Annotated in this window: 14 protein-coding genes; 2 read left to right on the forward strand and 12 right to left on the reverse strand. The window is 35.3% G+C overall.

Features of this window, described 5'->3' with window-relative positions:
• Positions 1 to 194 (forward strand): IS3 family transposase (locus ABS911_RS04210; RefSeq protein ID WP_350466461.1); only part of this gene is annotated, 194 nt, incomplete at its 5' end.
• A 127-nt stretch (positions 195 to 321) separates the two neighbouring features.
• Here ABS911_RS04210 and ABS911_RS04215 read toward each other — a convergent pair.
• A complete protein-coding gene (locus ABS911_RS04215) occupies positions 322 to 3381 on the reverse strand; it encodes an AAA family ATPase (protein ID WP_350466462.1) in 3060 nt (1019 codons plus the stop codon).
• Between the two features lies 1 nt (position 3382).
• A complete protein-coding gene (locus ABS911_RS04220; protein ID WP_350466463.1) occupies positions 3383 to 4513 on the reverse strand; it encodes an exonuclease SbcCD subunit D in 1131 nt (376 codons plus the stop codon).
• A gap of 201 nt (positions 4514 to 4714) precedes the next feature.
• On the opposite strand from ABS911_RS04220, the gene ABS911_RS04225 reads away from it, so the two are divergent.
• Positions 4715 to 5152: an acyl-CoA thioesterase gene (locus ABS911_RS04225; RefSeq protein ID WP_350466464.1), complete on the forward strand. Its 438-nt coding sequence runs from the start codon at positions 4715 to 4717 to the stop codon at positions 5150 to 5152.
• A gap of 92 nt (positions 5153 to 5244) precedes the next feature.
• On the opposite strand, the gene ABS911_RS04230 is transcribed toward ABS911_RS04225, so the two are convergent.
• The 10 genes from ABS911_RS04230 to ABS911_RS04275 form a co-directional block, all read right to left on the reverse strand.
• Positions 5245 to 5808, reverse strand: coding sequence for a 5-formyltetrahydrofolate cyclo-ligase (locus tag ABS911_RS04230; protein WP_350466465.1), 564 nt, complete (start codon positions 5806 to 5808; stop codon positions 5245 to 5247).
• 27 nt (positions 5809 to 5835) lie between these two features.
• Positions 5836 to 6471 (reverse strand): cyclodeaminase/cyclohydrolase family protein, encoded by a 636-nt coding sequence (locus ABS911_RS04235; protein WP_350466466.1) that lies wholly within the window; start codon positions 6469 to 6471, stop codon positions 5836 to 5838.
• Between the two features lie 35 nt (positions 6472 to 6506).
• Positions 6507 to 8183, reverse strand: coding sequence for a formate--tetrahydrofolate ligase (locus ABS911_RS04240; RefSeq protein WP_350466467.1), 1677 nt, complete (start codon positions 8181 to 8183; stop codon positions 6507 to 6509).
• A gap of 174 nt (positions 8184 to 8357) precedes the next feature.
• On the reverse strand, positions 8358 to 9557 hold the full coding sequence (locus ABS911_RS04245) for a dicarboxylate/amino acid:cation symporter (protein WP_350466468.1): 1200 nt from the start codon (positions 9555 to 9557) through the stop codon (positions 8358 to 8360).
• Between the two features lie 241 nt (positions 9558 to 9798).
• Complete coding sequence (locus ABS911_RS04250; RefSeq protein ID WP_350466469.1) at positions 9799 to 10482, reverse strand: ABC transporter ATP-binding protein; 684 nt, start codon at positions 10480 to 10482, stop codon at positions 9799 to 9801.
• Positions 10482 to 11558 carry an ABC transporter permease gene (locus tag ABS911_RS04255; protein ID WP_350466470.1) on the reverse strand — a complete coding sequence of 359 codons (1077 nt, stop codon included), beginning with the start codon at positions 11556 to 11558 and terminating at the stop codon, positions 10482 to 10484. The genes ABS911_RS04250 and ABS911_RS04255 overlap by 1 nt, the downstream gene beginning before the upstream one ends.
• A gap of 116 nt (positions 11559 to 11674) precedes the next feature.
• The gene (locus ABS911_RS04260; protein WP_350466471.1) at positions 11675 to 12256 is read right to left on the reverse strand and encodes a TetR/AcrR family transcriptional regulator; all 582 of its coding nucleotides are present in this window, start codon (positions 12254 to 12256) and stop codon (positions 11675 to 11677) included.
• Between the two features lie 114 nt (positions 12257 to 12370).
• Positions 12371 to 13708 carry a C1 family peptidase gene (locus ABS911_RS04265; RefSeq protein ID WP_350466472.1) on the reverse strand — a complete coding sequence of 446 codons (1338 nt, stop codon included), beginning with the start codon at positions 13706 to 13708 and terminating at the stop codon, positions 12371 to 12373.
• 309 nt (positions 13709 to 14017) lie between these two features.
• Positions 14018 to 14227, reverse strand: coding sequence for a heavy-metal-associated domain-containing protein (locus tag ABS911_RS04270; RefSeq protein WP_350466473.1), 210 nt, complete (start codon positions 14225 to 14227; stop codon positions 14018 to 14020).
• Between the two features lie 50 nt (positions 14228 to 14277).
• Entirely contained in the window at positions 14278 to 16725 is a 2448-nt protein-coding gene (locus ABS911_RS04275) for a heavy metal translocating P-type ATPase (protein ID WP_350466474.1), read from the reverse strand.
• Positions 16726 to 16738: the final 13 nt, after the last annotated feature.

The raw sequence follows: 16738 nt of genomic DNA on the forward strand, positions 1-16738 counted from the left end.
ATAATCAACCGATTGAACGATTTTTTGGTTTGATGAAAGCAGAATATTATTATCGTAAACGGTTTAATACGCTCTCAATACTGGAAGAGGGAATTGATCAATTCATTCAATACTATAATGAACGTAGAATCACTTTGAAATTCAATGGCTTGGCTCCATTGGCATTCCGTAGAAAGTATCTCTTGGCTAGTTAATCCTCCTACCTATGGAAGGACTACACGAAAAAAGACTTATGCACATAGCATAAGTCTAAAACAAATATGTTTTTATTTTTTACACTGTCTACTTGACAGGGACCAGTTCAAAAGTCCTGATCTTTTTTTATGCTTTTATAGTAGCATGACTTCCTCTAGAAGATTTTGTTACTTCAATATGGACTGGTATTCTCGTTTTCAACTCTTCAACATGAGAAATGATCCCTACTAATCGACCACGTTGATTTAATTCAAATAATGTTTCAATTGCACTGTCTAATGAATCCACATCTAGTGTGCCAAAACCTTCATCGATGAATAAAGTATCTACACTGACTCCTCCACTATGATTTTGAATCACATCACTTAAACCTAAGGCTAGTGCTAAAGATGCTTTAAAACTTTCTCCACCCGATAAGGTTTTAACACTTCTTTTCATGCCAGTGTAATTATCAAATACATCTAGATCCAATCCTTTAGGACCTGCACCTTTTGTTTTTTCTTTATTACGGATAAGCGAATAACGATTAGTAGTCATTTGAGTAAACCGTGTGTTCGCTGCTTCAATGATTTCTTCAAAATAAATCCCCAAAACATACCGTTCAAATGAAATATAATCTGTTTCTTTTGACCCATTAGCCATCTCGGCTAACTCTTTGTACATTAGATATTCTTCTTGTTGATCCTTTTTTGCATGATGGTTCAGTTGGATTTGAGAAAGAATAGATTGTACTGTTTTGTTCGTTCCAATCTGTTCATGCTGTTGTTCTTTCAATGTCATGCTTTCACGTTCAATTTCTTGATTATCCAATGTATATACTTCACAGGATTGAGTGGTTCCTTCTTTTTCAAGCAGCTTTTTTTGTTCCAAGATATTCGCTTGATTCGTCCATTTTTTCTTATCAAACGATTCTATTTCTTCTCCCAATTGCTGCTTAGTTTCTTGTTTCAGTAAATAGCTTTCGAAAGTATCCTCTAAATGGTTTACTGCTAATTGCTGCTTCAATTTTTCTCCCATCTCAGACTCTCGTTCAAGTAAAGTCTTTACTTGTTTTTCTAAAGATTTCGTACTTGTCTGATATTGGGTCAGCATTTTTTCTAGTTGAACTTTCTTTTCTTGAGCTTCAATGTAGTCATTTTCAATATGTGTGATTTCATTTGTTTTTTCTTCAATTTGTTTATGCAGCGCCGATAGATCAATTTCTGTTACAGTTTCATTTAACAAATCAATTTCTATTTTCAATTCATCGATTCGCTTTTTATTGTATTGAACTGAAGAGTGAAGCTCTTGAATGGTTGATTCTTTTTCTTTTATTTGAAGTACTTTTTCTTGTTTATTCTTCTCAATTTCCCCTTCTGTATTTACCCTATTTTGCAAATCAGCTAACTCTGCTGTTAGTTGCTGTTGGTGCTTATTTTCATTAAATACTTGGCGTTCAATTTTATTTCGTTCTTGCTGTACGTCATTTTTTCGAATAGCCAAGTTTTTTTCACTAGAGTGAATAGTTTCATTTAATCCTTGTAACTCAATAGAGATTCGATCAAACTTCATACCCGCTTCATTTTTTTGTATTTCTAACTCTTCCAGCATTTCTTTTGAAATCGTGTCTGGTGCCACCAGTGCCGGAGAAGGATGATGAAGCGATCCGCATACAGGACATGCCTTATGCTCTTCTAAATCATTCGCTAGAACACCAGCGATATTACGATTATAAACCAACCGTTGTTCTTGGTATTGCCTTTCTATTTGAGTAAATTGGTTTTCTATTTCTTGAAATTCACTAGCTTTAACAGCTTGTTTTTCTAAAAATACACTTAGCTCATTTAAAGACTCTTGCTGTTTTTTAGTTTCGTATTGTTTTTGCTGCAAACTACTTGCTTCGCGCTGCTTCTCCAACATATTTATTTTTGCCTGCTGGATTTCTTTCAGTTCAAGTTCTTGTTCTTTTAGTTGTTCTTCCACTGTATCAACTTTGATTTTTAGCAATTGAATCGACTGTAAGTGTTGCTCATTTTCTTTCTCTAAGTTAGCTTGAACATCGTACTTAGTTGATCGCTCACTCAGTAACTTTTCTTGTTCTTTCAAATTGTTCAAAGCTTCTCGCTTATTTGGCAATTCATTATAAGCCGTTTGTAAACCAACATAATTTTTTTCTGTTTCATCTAATTGATCTACTGTTTCAGCTAAATTCTGTTGTTCTTCGCATTGTTCTTTTTCAATGGCCTCTTTTTCGTTAACGATTCTTTCTAGTTGCCGTTTTACTTCCAAACAATCTTCTGCTTTTTTAGCAAGCTGCAAATTCACACGTTTGATTTCAATCATTTCTTTACTGTCGTCCAACAAGTTCTTTTCTTTTTCTAGAGAATCTACAACAGTTAACAAATCTATTTTCCGTTTATTACTATGGTATTTTCCATCTAAAGTTGCGAGTTCTTTTTCAATGTCCACAATCTTTTTTTGATAACTTTCAACTATATGACCCAATTCTTTTATAATAGTTGGTATATCGAAATATGCAACAGCTTCATTTAAGATATCATTAGAGTGCTCAGGGATCATTCCAACAAATTGTTGTAAGGTACTCTCACTTTGGTTGATTTCTTGTTTTAGATCGCTGGCCTTTTCTTTTAAAATCGATTGAAATTCTTTGATCATATCTGTTTGGAAAATATTCCGAAAAATCTTTTCTTTATCAGCACTGTTAGATTCCAGCATTTTTTTAAATTCGCCTTGAGGAAGCATAACGATTTGCTTAAATTGTTCATACGATAATGAAAGCAATTCCTGAATTTCTTTGTTTGCTTCATTAATTTTGGTGGTAACCGTGCCGTTATGATGAAATTCCACTTCTGAAGACCAATTTTTCAACTTCCCATTTTTACCAGGCCCTTTTTGCGCAGGACTTCTTTTAATAAAATACTTTTTACCCGTTATTTCAAATTCTAACTCTACGAAACAGAGCACTTCATCTGTAGCAAATTGTGATTTAAAAGAATCTTTTCCACGACTTGTTCCACTTGCATCATCATATAAAGCGTAAGCAATAGCATCGAATATCGTAGTTTTTCCTGCTCCAGTAGGACCACTTACTAAGAATAGCGTTTGTTGGTGAAATTGAGTAAAATCAATCATAACTTTTTCTTTATAAGGTCCAAAAGCATTCATAACTAATTTTAATGGTCTCATATTACTCCCCTCTCTCCATTTCATGCAAAATGTTGTTAATAATACTTTTGTGTTCAACAGTTAAATCTTTTTCTTTGTAATGTGCATAGAAATCATCAAAAATATCTTGGACTGATAATTTTTTCAAATGTTCTTGATGTATAGTTGATGCGTTTTCTTCGCGTTCTTTTTGAGCTGCATATTCCAAGCCCATCGCATTTGGGTAACGACGACGCAGTTGATTCATTGCATCCATAACAAAATTTTCATCCAGCAATTCAAAAAACACATAATCATCTGAATGCTGTTCCATTAATGTAGCAAAGAAACCTTTGAGGATACGCATATCTCGTTTAGATTCGATATAGATTGGTTCAATCTCAACATGATTTTTTTCTAACGTTACTAGGGATACTTGTTTTTTATGCACCGCTTCTGATTTAGAATATTTTAATATCGATCCGCTGTAACGGATACGATCATACTTTACTTTTTGAGCCTTATGCAAATGACCCAACGCTACATAATCAAAGTCTTCAAACAGCTCCACGCTCACGTATTCAGCCGTTCCAATACTTAACGGTCTTTCTGAATCAGTCGTTTCAGAAGTATCATTGGTTAAATTAATGACATATCCATGTGCTATCAAAACATTGATTTCTGAAGGATCCATTTCTTTTTTGATGGCTTCTATTTGAACCCTTGTGGCATCTTCTAAACTTTTAATTGTCTCATCTTGCAGCAGTTCTCTGATATAAGCATAGTCTGCAAAAGGCAGTAAATAAAAGTTAACTCCTTTAAGAGTTACTTTTCTTGTCACTTCTTTGACAGTTCCTTCAATATAGAGCTGATTGGTTGCTAAAAGATCTGCTCCATATTCTACCCGTTCATTACTATCATGGTTGCCTGCTATGACTAAAATAGGAAGATCAACTTCTTGAATCAGTCTCGTTAATACTTTATTAGCTAAAGCTACTGCTTCTTTTGAAGGCATCGCACGGTCGTATAGATCTCCCGCCATAATTAAGGCGTCTACCTGTATTGTTTTTAGTTTTTCAATTAATTGATCAAGAAAATATTCTTGATCTTCTAACATCGACATTTCATTGACAATTTTTCCAATATGCCAGTCTGCTGTATGTAATAATCGCATGAGTACTCTCCTTTGTTAACATTCCTGTAAAAATTTAGCTCATCACTTTTTTGAAAGTTCTTCTATTAAGAAGTATACTACGAATATTCACTGAGAACACCAGCTAATAAAACTTAACTGACTCTTCTATTTTTGATGAACATAAGAAGAGTTAAATATGCTATCATACTAGTAAACAGTAGTAAGGACTGAAACGCAGATATGAAAAAAAATTTCGACTTGTACGAACATCTAGCTCAGTATTATGAAACGGATCAGATGGGAATTATTCATCATTCAAATTATATCCGTTGGTTTGAAGAAGCTAGAACCAATTTATTAGATCAAATGGGCTTTGGTTACGATCAAATGGAAAAACTCGGAATCATTGTTCCTGTTCTAGAAATTGCATGCCACTACAAATCAATGGTGTATTACAACGATCGTGTTTACATCATACCTAAGATTGAAGCCTTTAACGGTATTCGTTTGACGATCTCTTATCAAATTCTAGATAAAACTACCGGACAGTTGCGGACGACAGGAGAAAGCAAACATTGTTTCTTAGACAAGGAAAATCGACCTGTTTCTTTGAAAAAAAAGCATCCGGAACTATATGATTTATTCGATTCCTATTTAGGTGTCGATTTATCAAAATAGTATATGCTGTCAGAAATTCTTAGTATTGATAGCTAATAACAAAAAAAAGCCAAAGAGATTTTATATTTAATCTCTTTGGCTTTTTTTGTTATTTACTCGGGTTTCTCCGTTATGATTTTTTGTACTGGTATATCAAATGGTTCTATTGGAAGAGCTGAAGTTACTTGCTTTGAGTAAATAAGTCCTGCTGTACGATTCGGAAAGTCTTTCAAAAAACGGTCATAATAACCGCCACCAAAACCTACTCGGTAGCCCTTTTTATCAAAAATCAATCCTGGAACCAATACTAGATCAATCTCCGTTTTATCTACCCTTTTTGTTTTTGCAGGTTTCGGTTCAATTAGATTATAAAAACCCTTTTCTAATTGTTCCGTACTTGTGAAGTCATAAAAAATCATTGCTTTATGCTCTGGAACGCACTTTGGAGCACAAACCATTTTTCCTTCTTCCCAAGCTTTCTTGATGATCCCTAATGTATTCCATTCAAATCCTTGGGAAAGCGTAACACCTATTCTCTTAGCTGATCTCCATTCACTCGACCTAAATAAATTATCTTCTAGTTTTAGTTCAATTGCTGCTTTTTCTTCAGCAGAAATGTTATTGAGTAAAGAAATCATTTTTTTCCTCAATGCTTGCTTTTCTATTTTTTCTGTCATTGATTGCCTCTTCCTACCCTTAAACTTTTATTGATTTGGTAATTTATATGAACGACTGATTTTTTGGTAAACGTTAGTTGCAATCGTTGTTCCTTTTTCTAATAGCTGGTCAGCTTCTTGATTTAATGATTCTTTTTTATGATTATTTTTCATTGAAGCCGTATTGATATAAACACTTAAACTAGCCCCTTCTAAAGCAGCTTTGCAAAAAACAATTCCAGTTCCAGCATCTGCAATCAGCATCGTATTCCCAATTTTTGACATTTGCTCAAGCAACTCGATCGCTCTTAGCGTATGTCCCATTATTTCAATCGGGACGACTGAAGCTCCTACTAATGCTTCTTCTATTACGTTTTCTTTATAGTCTATTTCGGCTGGTGTTTCTTTAGGCAACTTATAAGCTTGTGCTAGAGGATAAAAAGCCTCTGCATCTTTTTGAATCAATTCTTCTAGCTCCAGTTTGATTTGTTCTAACTCTTCAACAATTTTTTCTACTTCACTCTGAACGGCTTGGTACTTTTTCTTTCCAATAGTAAAATTCCCAACCATACTACCTAAAGAAGAACCTAATGCAGCCACTAATGCCGCTGCACCACCTGCTCCAGGGGTGGATTTTTTTGCAGAAAGATCGGTTAAAAAATGCTCAATCGTTTGTTCTTTCATTGCCATGATCCCCTTTCTTTAATGGTCAAAGAAAATTAAAATAATCCAATGATTCTTCCATCTGCTAACACATCAATCGATTCTGCTGCCGGTGTTTTTGGCAATCCTGGCATTGTCATAATATCACCCGTTAATACAACTATAAATCCTGCTCCAGCAGAAACTTTTACTTTTTTAATGGTCACTGTAAAATCTTCCGGTCGGCCTAGTTTATTTTTATCATCTGAGAAAGAATATTGTGTCTTTGCCATACAGATAGGTAAGTTCCCGAATCCAAGATCTTCTAGACGAGTAATTTCTTTTTTCACTCCAGGAGCTAATACAATTCCTTCACCCCCATATACTTTTTGAACAACTTTAGTCATTTTCTCTACCAACGAATCCTCTAACTCATAAGCATAGGTTAACGTACTTTTTTGTTCCGCCAAATCAACAACTGCTCTAGCTAAATCTTGTCCCCCATTACCGCCGTTTTCCCAAACATCTGATAAAACCACATGTACTCCAAGTTCTTCACATTTTTCTTTCACTAATGCTAATTCTTCAACGGTATCCGTTGGGAATTTATTGATGGCTACAACAGTTGGCATACCAAAAACGGTTTGCATATTTTCAATGTGCTTCATTAAATTAGGTAAACCTTTTTCAAGAGCTACCACATTCTCTTCTTTTAATTCTTTTTTAGCCATTCCTCCATGCATTTTCAATGCTCTTACCGTTGCTACAACTACAACAGCTGCAGGCTCCAAACCTGATAAACGGCATTTAATATCCATGAATTTCTCAGCTCCTAAGTCAGCACCAAAGCCTGCTTCAGTGACAACATAATCTGCATATTTTAAAGCTAATTTCGTTGCTTTGATGCTGTTACATCCATGAGCTATATTGGCAAATGGTCCTCCATGAATAAATGCTGGCGTATGTTCCAATGTTTGAACCAAGTTCGGTTTCAAGGCTTCTTTTAATAAAGCTGCCATTGCCCCATGTGCTTTCAAATCTCCTGCAGTAACCGGTTGTCCGGCTACACTGTAGCCTACAATGATTCTTTTTAACTTTTCTTTCATTTCTTCCATATTCATTGATAAACATAAGATAGCCATGATTTCTGAAGCTACTGTGATATCAAATCCATCTTCGCGTGGAACACCATTCGTTTTGCCATTTAATCCATCAACGATAAACCGCAATTGGCGATCATTCATATCTACCACACGTTTCCATGTAATATTTCGTGTATCGATCGCTAGTGTGTTCCCGTGGTGAATATGATTATCCAGCATAGCAGCTAATAAATTATTGGCTGCACTAATGGCATGGAAATCCCCTGTGAAATGCAAATTTAAATCTTCCATTGGTACAACTTGAGCGTATCCGCCTCCTGCTGCTCCACCTTTCATACCAAAAACAGGTCCTAAAGATGGCTCTCTAAGCGCTATTGCAGCTTTTTTGCCTATTTTTTGAAGCCCGTCTCCTAATCCAACTACTGTCGTTGTCTTTCCTTCTCCAGCTGGAGTTGGCGTAATAGCCGTTACAAGAATCAACTTCCCCTCTTTTTTAGTCTCTAAATCTGTTAATTCTAGTTCATTGATTTTAGCTTTATACTTTCCATACTGTTCAATCGCATTGTCATTGATTCCTAATTTCTCAGCAATTTCTACTATTGGTTTCATTGTCGTTTCTTGTGCAATTGCAACGTCTGTTTTAAATTCCATATGTATCCCTCCAGCTAGTACTAAACTCATTTTCTTATCCTTATATTACCATTTTTCTTAATCATTTCCTTCTAGAATTGTTTAATCAATTAATAGATTTTTTCTTTTGATTTTTAATAAAAGAAAAAACGCTTAGCTTATGGTAAACTAGACGTTTTTCTCCTATTCCTATCATTAATTATTCTTTTTTAAGATGTGTTTAAAGTAAATTTTATCCATGATAACTGCAATAGCGTTATCTCCTGAAATATTTGCTGCAGTCCCAAAACTATCCTGTGTTAAATACAGGGTTATCAAAAGATTCCCCAGCACACCCGTTGGATCTATGCCAACCATTGTCATAAAGGGTAGAGCGCTCATAATGCCTCCACCGGGTGCCCCAGGTGCTGCTACCATAGCTATACCTAACATTGCAATAAATCCTGCCATCATACCGAACTGTACAGGCATATTGTACATCAATAAAACAGCTGTAACACATGAAGTGACCGTTACAATGCTACCCAATAAATGAATCGTAGCACATAATGGGATGACAAATTCACGAATTTGTGCCGATACACCATTCTTTTTAGCCACTTCTAAGTTCACTGGAATAGTTGCTGCCGAGGATTGTGTTCCAATTGCTGTTATATAGCCTGGAATTTGATTTTTAATTAATGTTAAGGGATTTTTCTTTGTATAAAGTCCAGCAATCACAAAAAAGAGTGACACAAGAATGAGTTGCAAACCAATCACAATCACAAATACTTTCCAAAAGACCGAAAGAATCGAAAATACGCTTCCTGTATAACTCAAATTCACAAAATTACCAAATATAAAAATTGGCAGTCCCGGAATAATCAGCGAATTGAGTAGTTTACTGATGATCAAACTAAATTCACTAAAAAAGTTGTACATAGTATCTCCTTTGCCTTGTCCTCTTAACCAAGAAATGCAAATCCCGATCATGAAAGAAAAAACAATGGCAGAAGTAACATCCATAATAGGCTCTATAGGGATGGAAAATAATGGTGCAAGGCTAGCTTTTTCACCGATACCTTCAGCACTTAATCCACTATCAATAAATAATGGAAAGACATTCACAGCTATAAAATACGCGATAAAACCAGCAATTAATGTTGAAGAGTAGGCCATCAATGTGGTGATTCCTAATAACTTTCCTGCTCCTTGTGTAAGATCCGCAATACCCACTACCACAAAACCAATGATCATCAATGGGATAATAAAACTTAATAAACTACTGAATAGAGCAGAAATCGTAACCGGTATTTGAATAATGAAATCTGGCAAAAAAGCCATTTGTCCAAAAATAATACCTAAAATAATTGCTATTAGCAACTTTGTTACTAATCCTAATTTGATCCTTTTCATCTTTTATTCACTCCTTTTATAAACAAAAAAAGAATTTACTTTTATCGCTAAATTCTTCCTTCACTATCCTAACATATTTTTTTGTTTCTAACCATTTTTTAATTAAAAAATAGATTTCTTTTAAAATAGAAACAGTCTTCTTTTTACATATTAAAGTATAAAAAAATTAGTTGGTAGCCATTCAGTATACTACCGAATGGCTACCAACTAATGGCTCTTTTATTAATGATTAGTTTGCAAATTATACAGTTTTTTCTTCTTTAAGTACGCCATCTTCAATACGATAAACGCGATCACAATATTTCAACATGCGTTCATCATGGGTAACCATAATAGCTGCTTTATTGCGAGATTTCACTTCTTTTGCAATCAACTGTACAACTTCATGAGCACGTGCAGTATCTAGATTAGCTGTGGGTTCATCTGCTAAAATAACATCTGGATCATTCATAAAAGAACGTGCAATAGCCACTCGTTGTCTTTCACCACCAGATAGCTTGTCTGGAAATTTCTCGAATTTTTTGTCTAATCCTAAATCTGTTAAGAGTTCTCTTGCTATTTTTTTCATTTCTTCAGTAATGGAACCCTTCATTTTTACAACAACTAATAACTGATCTAATACAGTCAAGTACGGAATCAAGTTTGATGTTTGCAATATAAAACCAATTTGTTCCAAACGAACTTGTGCTAACTCTTTTTCATTCAAAGAGGATATTGCTCTATCCTTAATAAATACTTCTCCTTCAGAAGGCTTCAATAAAGCTCCTGCAATTGCTAAAAAAGTACTCTTTCCTGAACCAGATGGTCCAATAATAGCTACAAATTCTCCTTTATCCACAGTCATTGAAACTTGGTTCAAAGCAATTGTTTCACTTTCACTATCTTGATAACGTTTTGTGACATTTTTTAATTGAATACCAGACATTATTCCAACCTCCCTAATGCTGTTAACGGATCAATTTTTGAAATTTTGATCACAGAAAATAACGAACTTAAGACACTTATCGCTAGTAAAACGATACTATAAATGATGACCATAGGGAGTTTTAAGTTAAAAGGCATGCCCTCTGGTAATACTGCAGCAGTAAGGTATGTCAGCCCAATTCCTACTAAGATACTGACAGCTGATAAAACGAAAACTTGTGAGATAACTGTTTTAATAACAAATCCGTTGCTTCCTCCAATGGCTTTTAGCACACCGAATTGCTGCGTTTTTTGATTGGTTAAAACATAAAAGAACACACCAATAATAAAAGCTGAAATAATAATTAAAAACCAAAGCATCATCATGATCGTGCCATTTTCAGCTGTATACCCAGGAACTGCATTTACAGCTTCATCTTTTGTCCCTATCTCAATGCCATCAATTGTTTCATTTATTGCTTCCACATCTACATCCGTTCCTTGAAGTAGAATTCCATTAACTGGATTTTCTATACCGTTATCTGAACCAGGTGCAGCGTACTTAATAGCACGAAATTTATCTAATTGTGCAAAAATAACCGGCTGATGATTTAAAGTTTCATTTTGGACAAAACCGATAATCTCCACTTCTTCATTAGATCCATTGATTGCTAACTTATCACCTAATGAAAAACCGTCTTCTTTCAGCGACTCATCCACAGTTACACCATTTGAATTACTGTTTATTAGTGCTTTTCCAGAACTGACAGCCGGCTCCATAAATGATCCGGGCTGAATACCCGCTATAAGGACATCCGTCTTTATTGCATTCTCTTCATCACTGGCAGCAGAACGTATTGAAGCCGATACCGTTCCCATTGAAGCGACAGCTTCGACCCCTTTTTCGTCTAGCAATTGTTTCTCCAAGTCTTCAGAAAGAATTGACTTAGAAAAACTAAAATCCGTTTCTTTTTCAAAAACAATGTAATCTGCCTCCGAATATTTTAACGTCGAAGTTGCTAAATCAGATAACCCTGTTCCAAGACCAGATAATACAAACACAAGCCACGAAATAAATACTATAATTAAACCAATCATAATAAATCTTCCTTTGGAGTGTTTTAGTTCCTTCAGTGCTAAAAACATTTATCCTACCCCATTTCTTTAAATACTTATCTTTACAAAGAGTAGTATACAACAAAGTGACACTAGTGTCACTTTGAAATGTCAAAAACACCATTTTTAATGATCATCTTGATAAAATGAGCCCTTTCTTGGGAACTTAAATTAGAACGATCGGGTATGTTAATGCTATGAAAAATAATACCAACAATTAAACTATCGGGTATTTCTTTTTTTATGTGACCGTTTGTTTTACCTGTCTGAATAAATTGTTGAATATAATTAAAAAAATGTCCATGGACCTCTCCAGAAATAGTCTTCTTTTGTTTTTGTTTTTCAATACTGATGACCATTTTGTCATGAGGAAGAGCATTTGATATCAAATGTGTTTCTCGGTACTTAAAAATCAACTCGAATAATTGATCAAAATGATCTGAATAGTCCAAAGACCAGTTTATTTGATTGAACTCTTCCATCATTTGTGTCATCTGTCCTACTAAGTAATCACTGATAAGTTCGTCTTTATTCGTATAATATTTATAAATGGCCGCTCTTGAAACATTTAATGATTTGGCTAGCAAACTAAACGAAAATTTTTCATAACCTTCTTTTATCAAAAGATTATGTGTCTGCAAATAAATATCATCTGTTGAAAATTTCTTTTCTCTTGCCACCAAGATCACTCCTTTTTTTCTTTTCTACTGTAGATTATAGCATGTTTTATTTCTCTAAAAAGCAAAAAACAAGAGTCTGAAGTCTCATTTCTTCAAACCCTTGTTTTTTTATTATTATTTTACCAAAGCTAGAGCACCCATTGGGTCCCACGGTTCTAATTCTATAATAGGTTCGTCTAAGGCTTTTAACCATTTTTCAGGAATGTATTTTTTGTCCACAGCGATTTGATAGTTAAATTCCTCAAACCATTTATCGCTCATAGAATAAATTCCCTTTTTACCTGATTTTTCTCCCCAGCTGTTTTCAACTTTCCACGTTAGAGGCTGACCTTGTTCGTCTAAATCTACTCCCACAAATACCATTGCATGAGTCAATAAGCTATCGCCATAATCTAAGCGTTGCGCTTTTGTTAATCCGCTACCCTCACCTAATGTCAACTCATAATTGTAACTGTGTTCATCCATAATCCCAACATCTCTTATCGACATTTTGCCCACATCACAGCCAAACCACACAGGTTGTCCGTCTTTAATTGAAGCAACTGCTGCTTCTTTTAGTACTTGGATCGGAACATTGATGTATTGAATCGATTTTGCTTCTTTAACAGTTCCTAAATACTTCACAGTATAGGCTCTTCCAAATGGTTTATCTTCAGTTGGTGCATTTAGCAAGCTGACTAAACTTGTTAGATCCCAACCTACGTATTCTTTAAAAAAATCTTGTGGAGTGACTTCACTAATACGACAGTATTCGCCCTCTTTGTTTCGATAGGTATACGTAAACGACTCAGGAACTTCACCCAATGCTTTTACTAGCACAGTATAGATGAAATACAGCATCATTTCTTTCTTAGCTGTCAATTCGTTTAGTGAGGATCCACCTTTATATTCTTCACGTAATTGACAAGCAAATTCTCTGAGTTTAGATGTTAGAATTGAGTTTAATTTTCTTGTATTAGAAGAATGAAAAGTTTCGGGCATAACAGATTTGGGAACTGCACCATATTTTTCTAGGAGTCCTGAAAACATATCCCATTGTCCGCCGTCTTGAACCGGATCCATTAATAAATGAGAAATAATTCTAGCATTTTGCGGTTCATCTAGTGTTTCTAAAATACTATCTAAGAAATAGTTGGCCTTTTCAAGTTTATCCCAAAATAACGTGTAATTTTGTGAAAACTCAAAACTCTCCATATTTAACTTTTCCATTGTATCTACACGAGCCGTATTTAAAGCGGCAAACATCCAACACCGGCCGCTGGACTGTTGATTTGTTATTGCTCCGCGTTTGGTTTCGTTTGAGAACTCGAAAGGATGCCTTCTTAAAACATTATTATCTAAAGAAGCATCATCAATACCAACTTTTGCTATGGCGCCTTTGATCACCTGATTTGTATTATTTGCATCAAATCGGGTTTTAAACTCTGTTAATAATTCGTTATCGATTCCCATCTTCATTCCCCCTAATTTATTACTTAAAAGGATACTCTTCTTTGGTTTATCTAGCAAGTTGATTCATTTATTCTTACTTTTCTGATTACTAGAGGACGCCACTCTTCCATGAAACACCTTTTCACGGAAGAGTGGCACGAAAAATTTGTTTCAGTCTTCCATGAGAGGGCTCTTGACGGACAAGTGAAACAAAAAAAGAGACTCACTTGTTCGTCAAAGCTGATTTCACGAACAAGTGAACAAAAAAAGACTCACTCTTCCATAGAAAAGTGAGTCTTTAATCTACCTATACTAAAAATTTTAGAACCACTATTTGCTACTTACAATAGTGTAATTTGTGTCGCTTAATGCTTGGTTTAAAATTGTTTCATCAATTTCATTAGGGCTTTCGACAATCGCTTGTTTAGTTTCTAAATCAACAACGACACGCTCAATGCCTTCAACTGATTGGAATTTTTCAACTACAGTGCTGGCGCAACCTTCACATTTCATGCCTTCAATGGTTAATTCCTTTTTCATTTCTCATCACTCCGTTTCATTAATAATCATTTCACTTTGTTCCATTTTGACTAGGGTTTGAATCTCTTTAATCGCAGTGCATTGATCAATACGGATACTGAACTGAAACTCATTGCTGCTCCAGCCAACATCGGATTCAATAATGGGCCTCCAAAAATGTGGAGCAGTCCCATAGCGATAGGAATTCCTAAAACATTGTAGCCAAATGCCCAAAATAGGTTTTCTTTGATATTTTTGATGGTTGCTTTACTCAATTCCACAGCTGTCGGTACATCCATCAAATCACTTCTCATCAACACAATGTCTGCAGATTCCATAGCAACATCTGTACCTGAACCGATAGCAATCCCAATATCAGCTTGCGCTAAAGCAGGAGCATCATTGATACCATCACCCACCATAGCGACTATTTTTCCTTCGGCTTGTAATTTTTTCACTTCGTTTGCTTTTTGTTCTGGTAAAACTTCGCTTAACACACGATCAATTCCTACTTGTTTTGCGATGGCTTCAGCGGTCTGTTTATTGTCACCAGTAATCATGGCTACCTCTAATCCCATCTTATGCAATTTTTCAATGGCATTCAAGCTATTTGCTTTTACTGTATCTGCAACGGCAATAATCCCTGCTATTTGGCCATCTTTAGCAATATACATTGGGGTTTTACCCTCGCTTGCTAACTTATCGGAAATTGACTCTACTGCATCAAGTGAGATACCACGGTCGACCATTAATTTTTTATTTCCTAATAAAAGAGATTGATTATCGATGGTTACTTCAATCCCATGTCCTGGCAAAGCATTAAATGTTTGAGTTTTTAGAAGAGTTAATGCTTTATTTTCTGCTCCATGAACAATTGCTTCTCCTAAAGGATGTTCAGATCCTTTTTCAGCCGAGGCGGCAAGAATCAACAATTCATCTTCAGATAATTCACTGACGGTTACAATATCTGTTACTTTAGGTTTTCCTTCAGTCAGTGTGCCCGTTTTATCAAAAACAATCGTGTCGATTTTGTGCGTTTTTTCCAGTGCTCCGCCACTTTTGATTAAAACGCCATGTTCAGCACCTTTTCCTGTACCGACCATAATAGCTGTTGGTGTCGCTAATCCTAGCGCACATGGACAAGCAATAACCAATACAGAAATCGTGATCGTTAAAGCAAATACCCCTGACTCTCCAGCCAAATACCAAACTACTCCTGATAGAACTGCCAATACGATAACGATCGGTACAAAGTATCCAGAAATAATATCGGCTAGTTTTGCAATAGGCGCTTTTGAACCTTGTGCATCTTCAACCAATTTAATGATTTGAGATAAGGCTGTATCTTTACCAACTTTTGTAGCTCTGTATTGAATCGTTCCGTTTTTATTGATACTTGCTCCAATGATCGCATCACCACTTGTTTTTTCAACTGGTATACTTTCTCCAGTCAGCATCGCTTCATCAACTGACGTCATACCTTCGATCACTACTCCATCGACTGGCATTTTTTCACCTGGTTTCACAATGATCAGGTCGTTTACTTGTACTTCGTCTACTGCTATTTCTAGCTCTTGTCCATTTCGTAATACTCTAGCTTGTTTTGGAGCAAGACCCATTAGTTTTTTGATGGCTTCAGAAGTTTTCCCTTTTGAAAGAGCTTCAAAGTATTTTCCAAGTGTAATCAACGTCAAAATAACTGACGCAGATTCATAATAGAGATCCATAGCTAAACCATTGTTTCCCAACCATATGCCTATAGTTGCAGCTAAGCTGTATACAAAGGCCGCACTCGTTCCTAAAGCAACAAGCGAATCCATATTGGGATGACCTTTGAATAAAGCTTTGAATCCGACTTTAAAAAATTCCCTCCCGAGAACGATAACTGGTAAAGTCAAAATCAATTGAGTAAAAGAAAAAGTTCCAGCATTCATCATAGGATCAATCACTTCAGGTAATGGCATTCCTAACATATGGCCCATTGAAATATATAATAAAGGGATCGTAAAAACGGCTGAAATCCAAAATCGCTGCCACATATCTTTTATGTGTTGTGCTTTTTTTTCACGATCTAAGTCCAGTGCATCGGCTGATTCGATTTCTTCATGAGCTTCATAACCAGATTCTTTTACGGCATTTGTAATATCCGCTACTCCTAATTGATCTGGATCATATTGGATACTCATTTTTTCGGTAGCTAAGTTCACACTCACATTTGCTACTCCTGTTAATTTTCCAGTTACTTTTTCAATTGTTTGAGCACATGATGCACAAGTCATTCCTTCAATTGCAAAAGTCTTCTGTTTTGTATCAGTTACAGCTTTATATCCTGATTGATTAACGGCTTCTTGAATATCTTTATCTGTAAGAATTGCTTCATCATATTGAATAGTCATTTTTTCAGTAGCCAAATTCACACTTGATTCTTTGACTCCAGGTAATTTTTTCGTGGCTTTTTCAACAGTCTGTGCGCAAGTTGCACAACTCATGCCCTCAATTTTAAATGATTTATCAGTCAATTCGATTCACTCC

The organism is Carnobacterium sp. (genome assembly GCF_040274425.1).

Coding starts and splice junctions, on each gene's coding strand:
- ABS911_RS04220 (WP_350466463.1), bottom strand. CDS start 4,513: ATGCGATTATTACATACAGCAGACTGGCATATTGGAAAAATTGTCAAT.
- ABS911_RS04245 (WP_350466468.1), bottom strand. CDS start 9,557: ATGAAAAGGATCAAATTAGGATTAGTAACAAAGTTGCTAATAGCAATT.
- ABS911_RS04215 (WP_350466462.1), bottom strand. CDS start 3,381: ATGAGACCATTAAAATTAGTTATGAATGCTTTTGGACCTTATAAAGAA.
- ABS911_RS04230 (WP_350466465.1), bottom strand. CDS start 5,808: ATGACAGAAAAAATAGAAAAGCAAGCATTGAGGAAAAAAATGATTTCT.
- ABS911_RS04235 (WP_350466466.1), bottom strand. CDS start 6,471: ATGAAAGAACAAACGATTGAGCATTTTTTAACCGATCTTTCTGCAAAA.
- ABS911_RS04265 (WP_350466472.1), bottom strand. CDS start 13,708: ATGGGAATCGATAACGAATTATTAACAGAGTTTAAAACCCGATTTGAT.
- ABS911_RS04270 (WP_350466473.1), bottom strand. CDS start 14,227: ATGAAAAAGGAATTAACCATTGAAGGCATGAAATGTGAAGGTTGCGCC.
- ABS911_RS04250 (WP_350466469.1), bottom strand. CDS start 10,482: ATGTCTGGTATTCAATTAAAAAATGTCACAAAACGTTATCAAGATAGT.
- ABS911_RS04255 (WP_350466470.1), bottom strand. CDS start 11,558: ATGATTGGTTTAATTATAGTATTTATTTCGTGGCTTGTGTTTGTATTA.
- ABS911_RS04225 (WP_350466464.1), top strand. CDS start 4,715: ATGAAAAAAAATTTCGACTTGTACGAACATCTAGCTCAGTATTATGAA.
- ABS911_RS04240 (WP_350466467.1), bottom strand. CDS start 8,183: ATGGAATTTAAAACAGACGTTGCAATTGCACAAGAAACGACAATGAAA.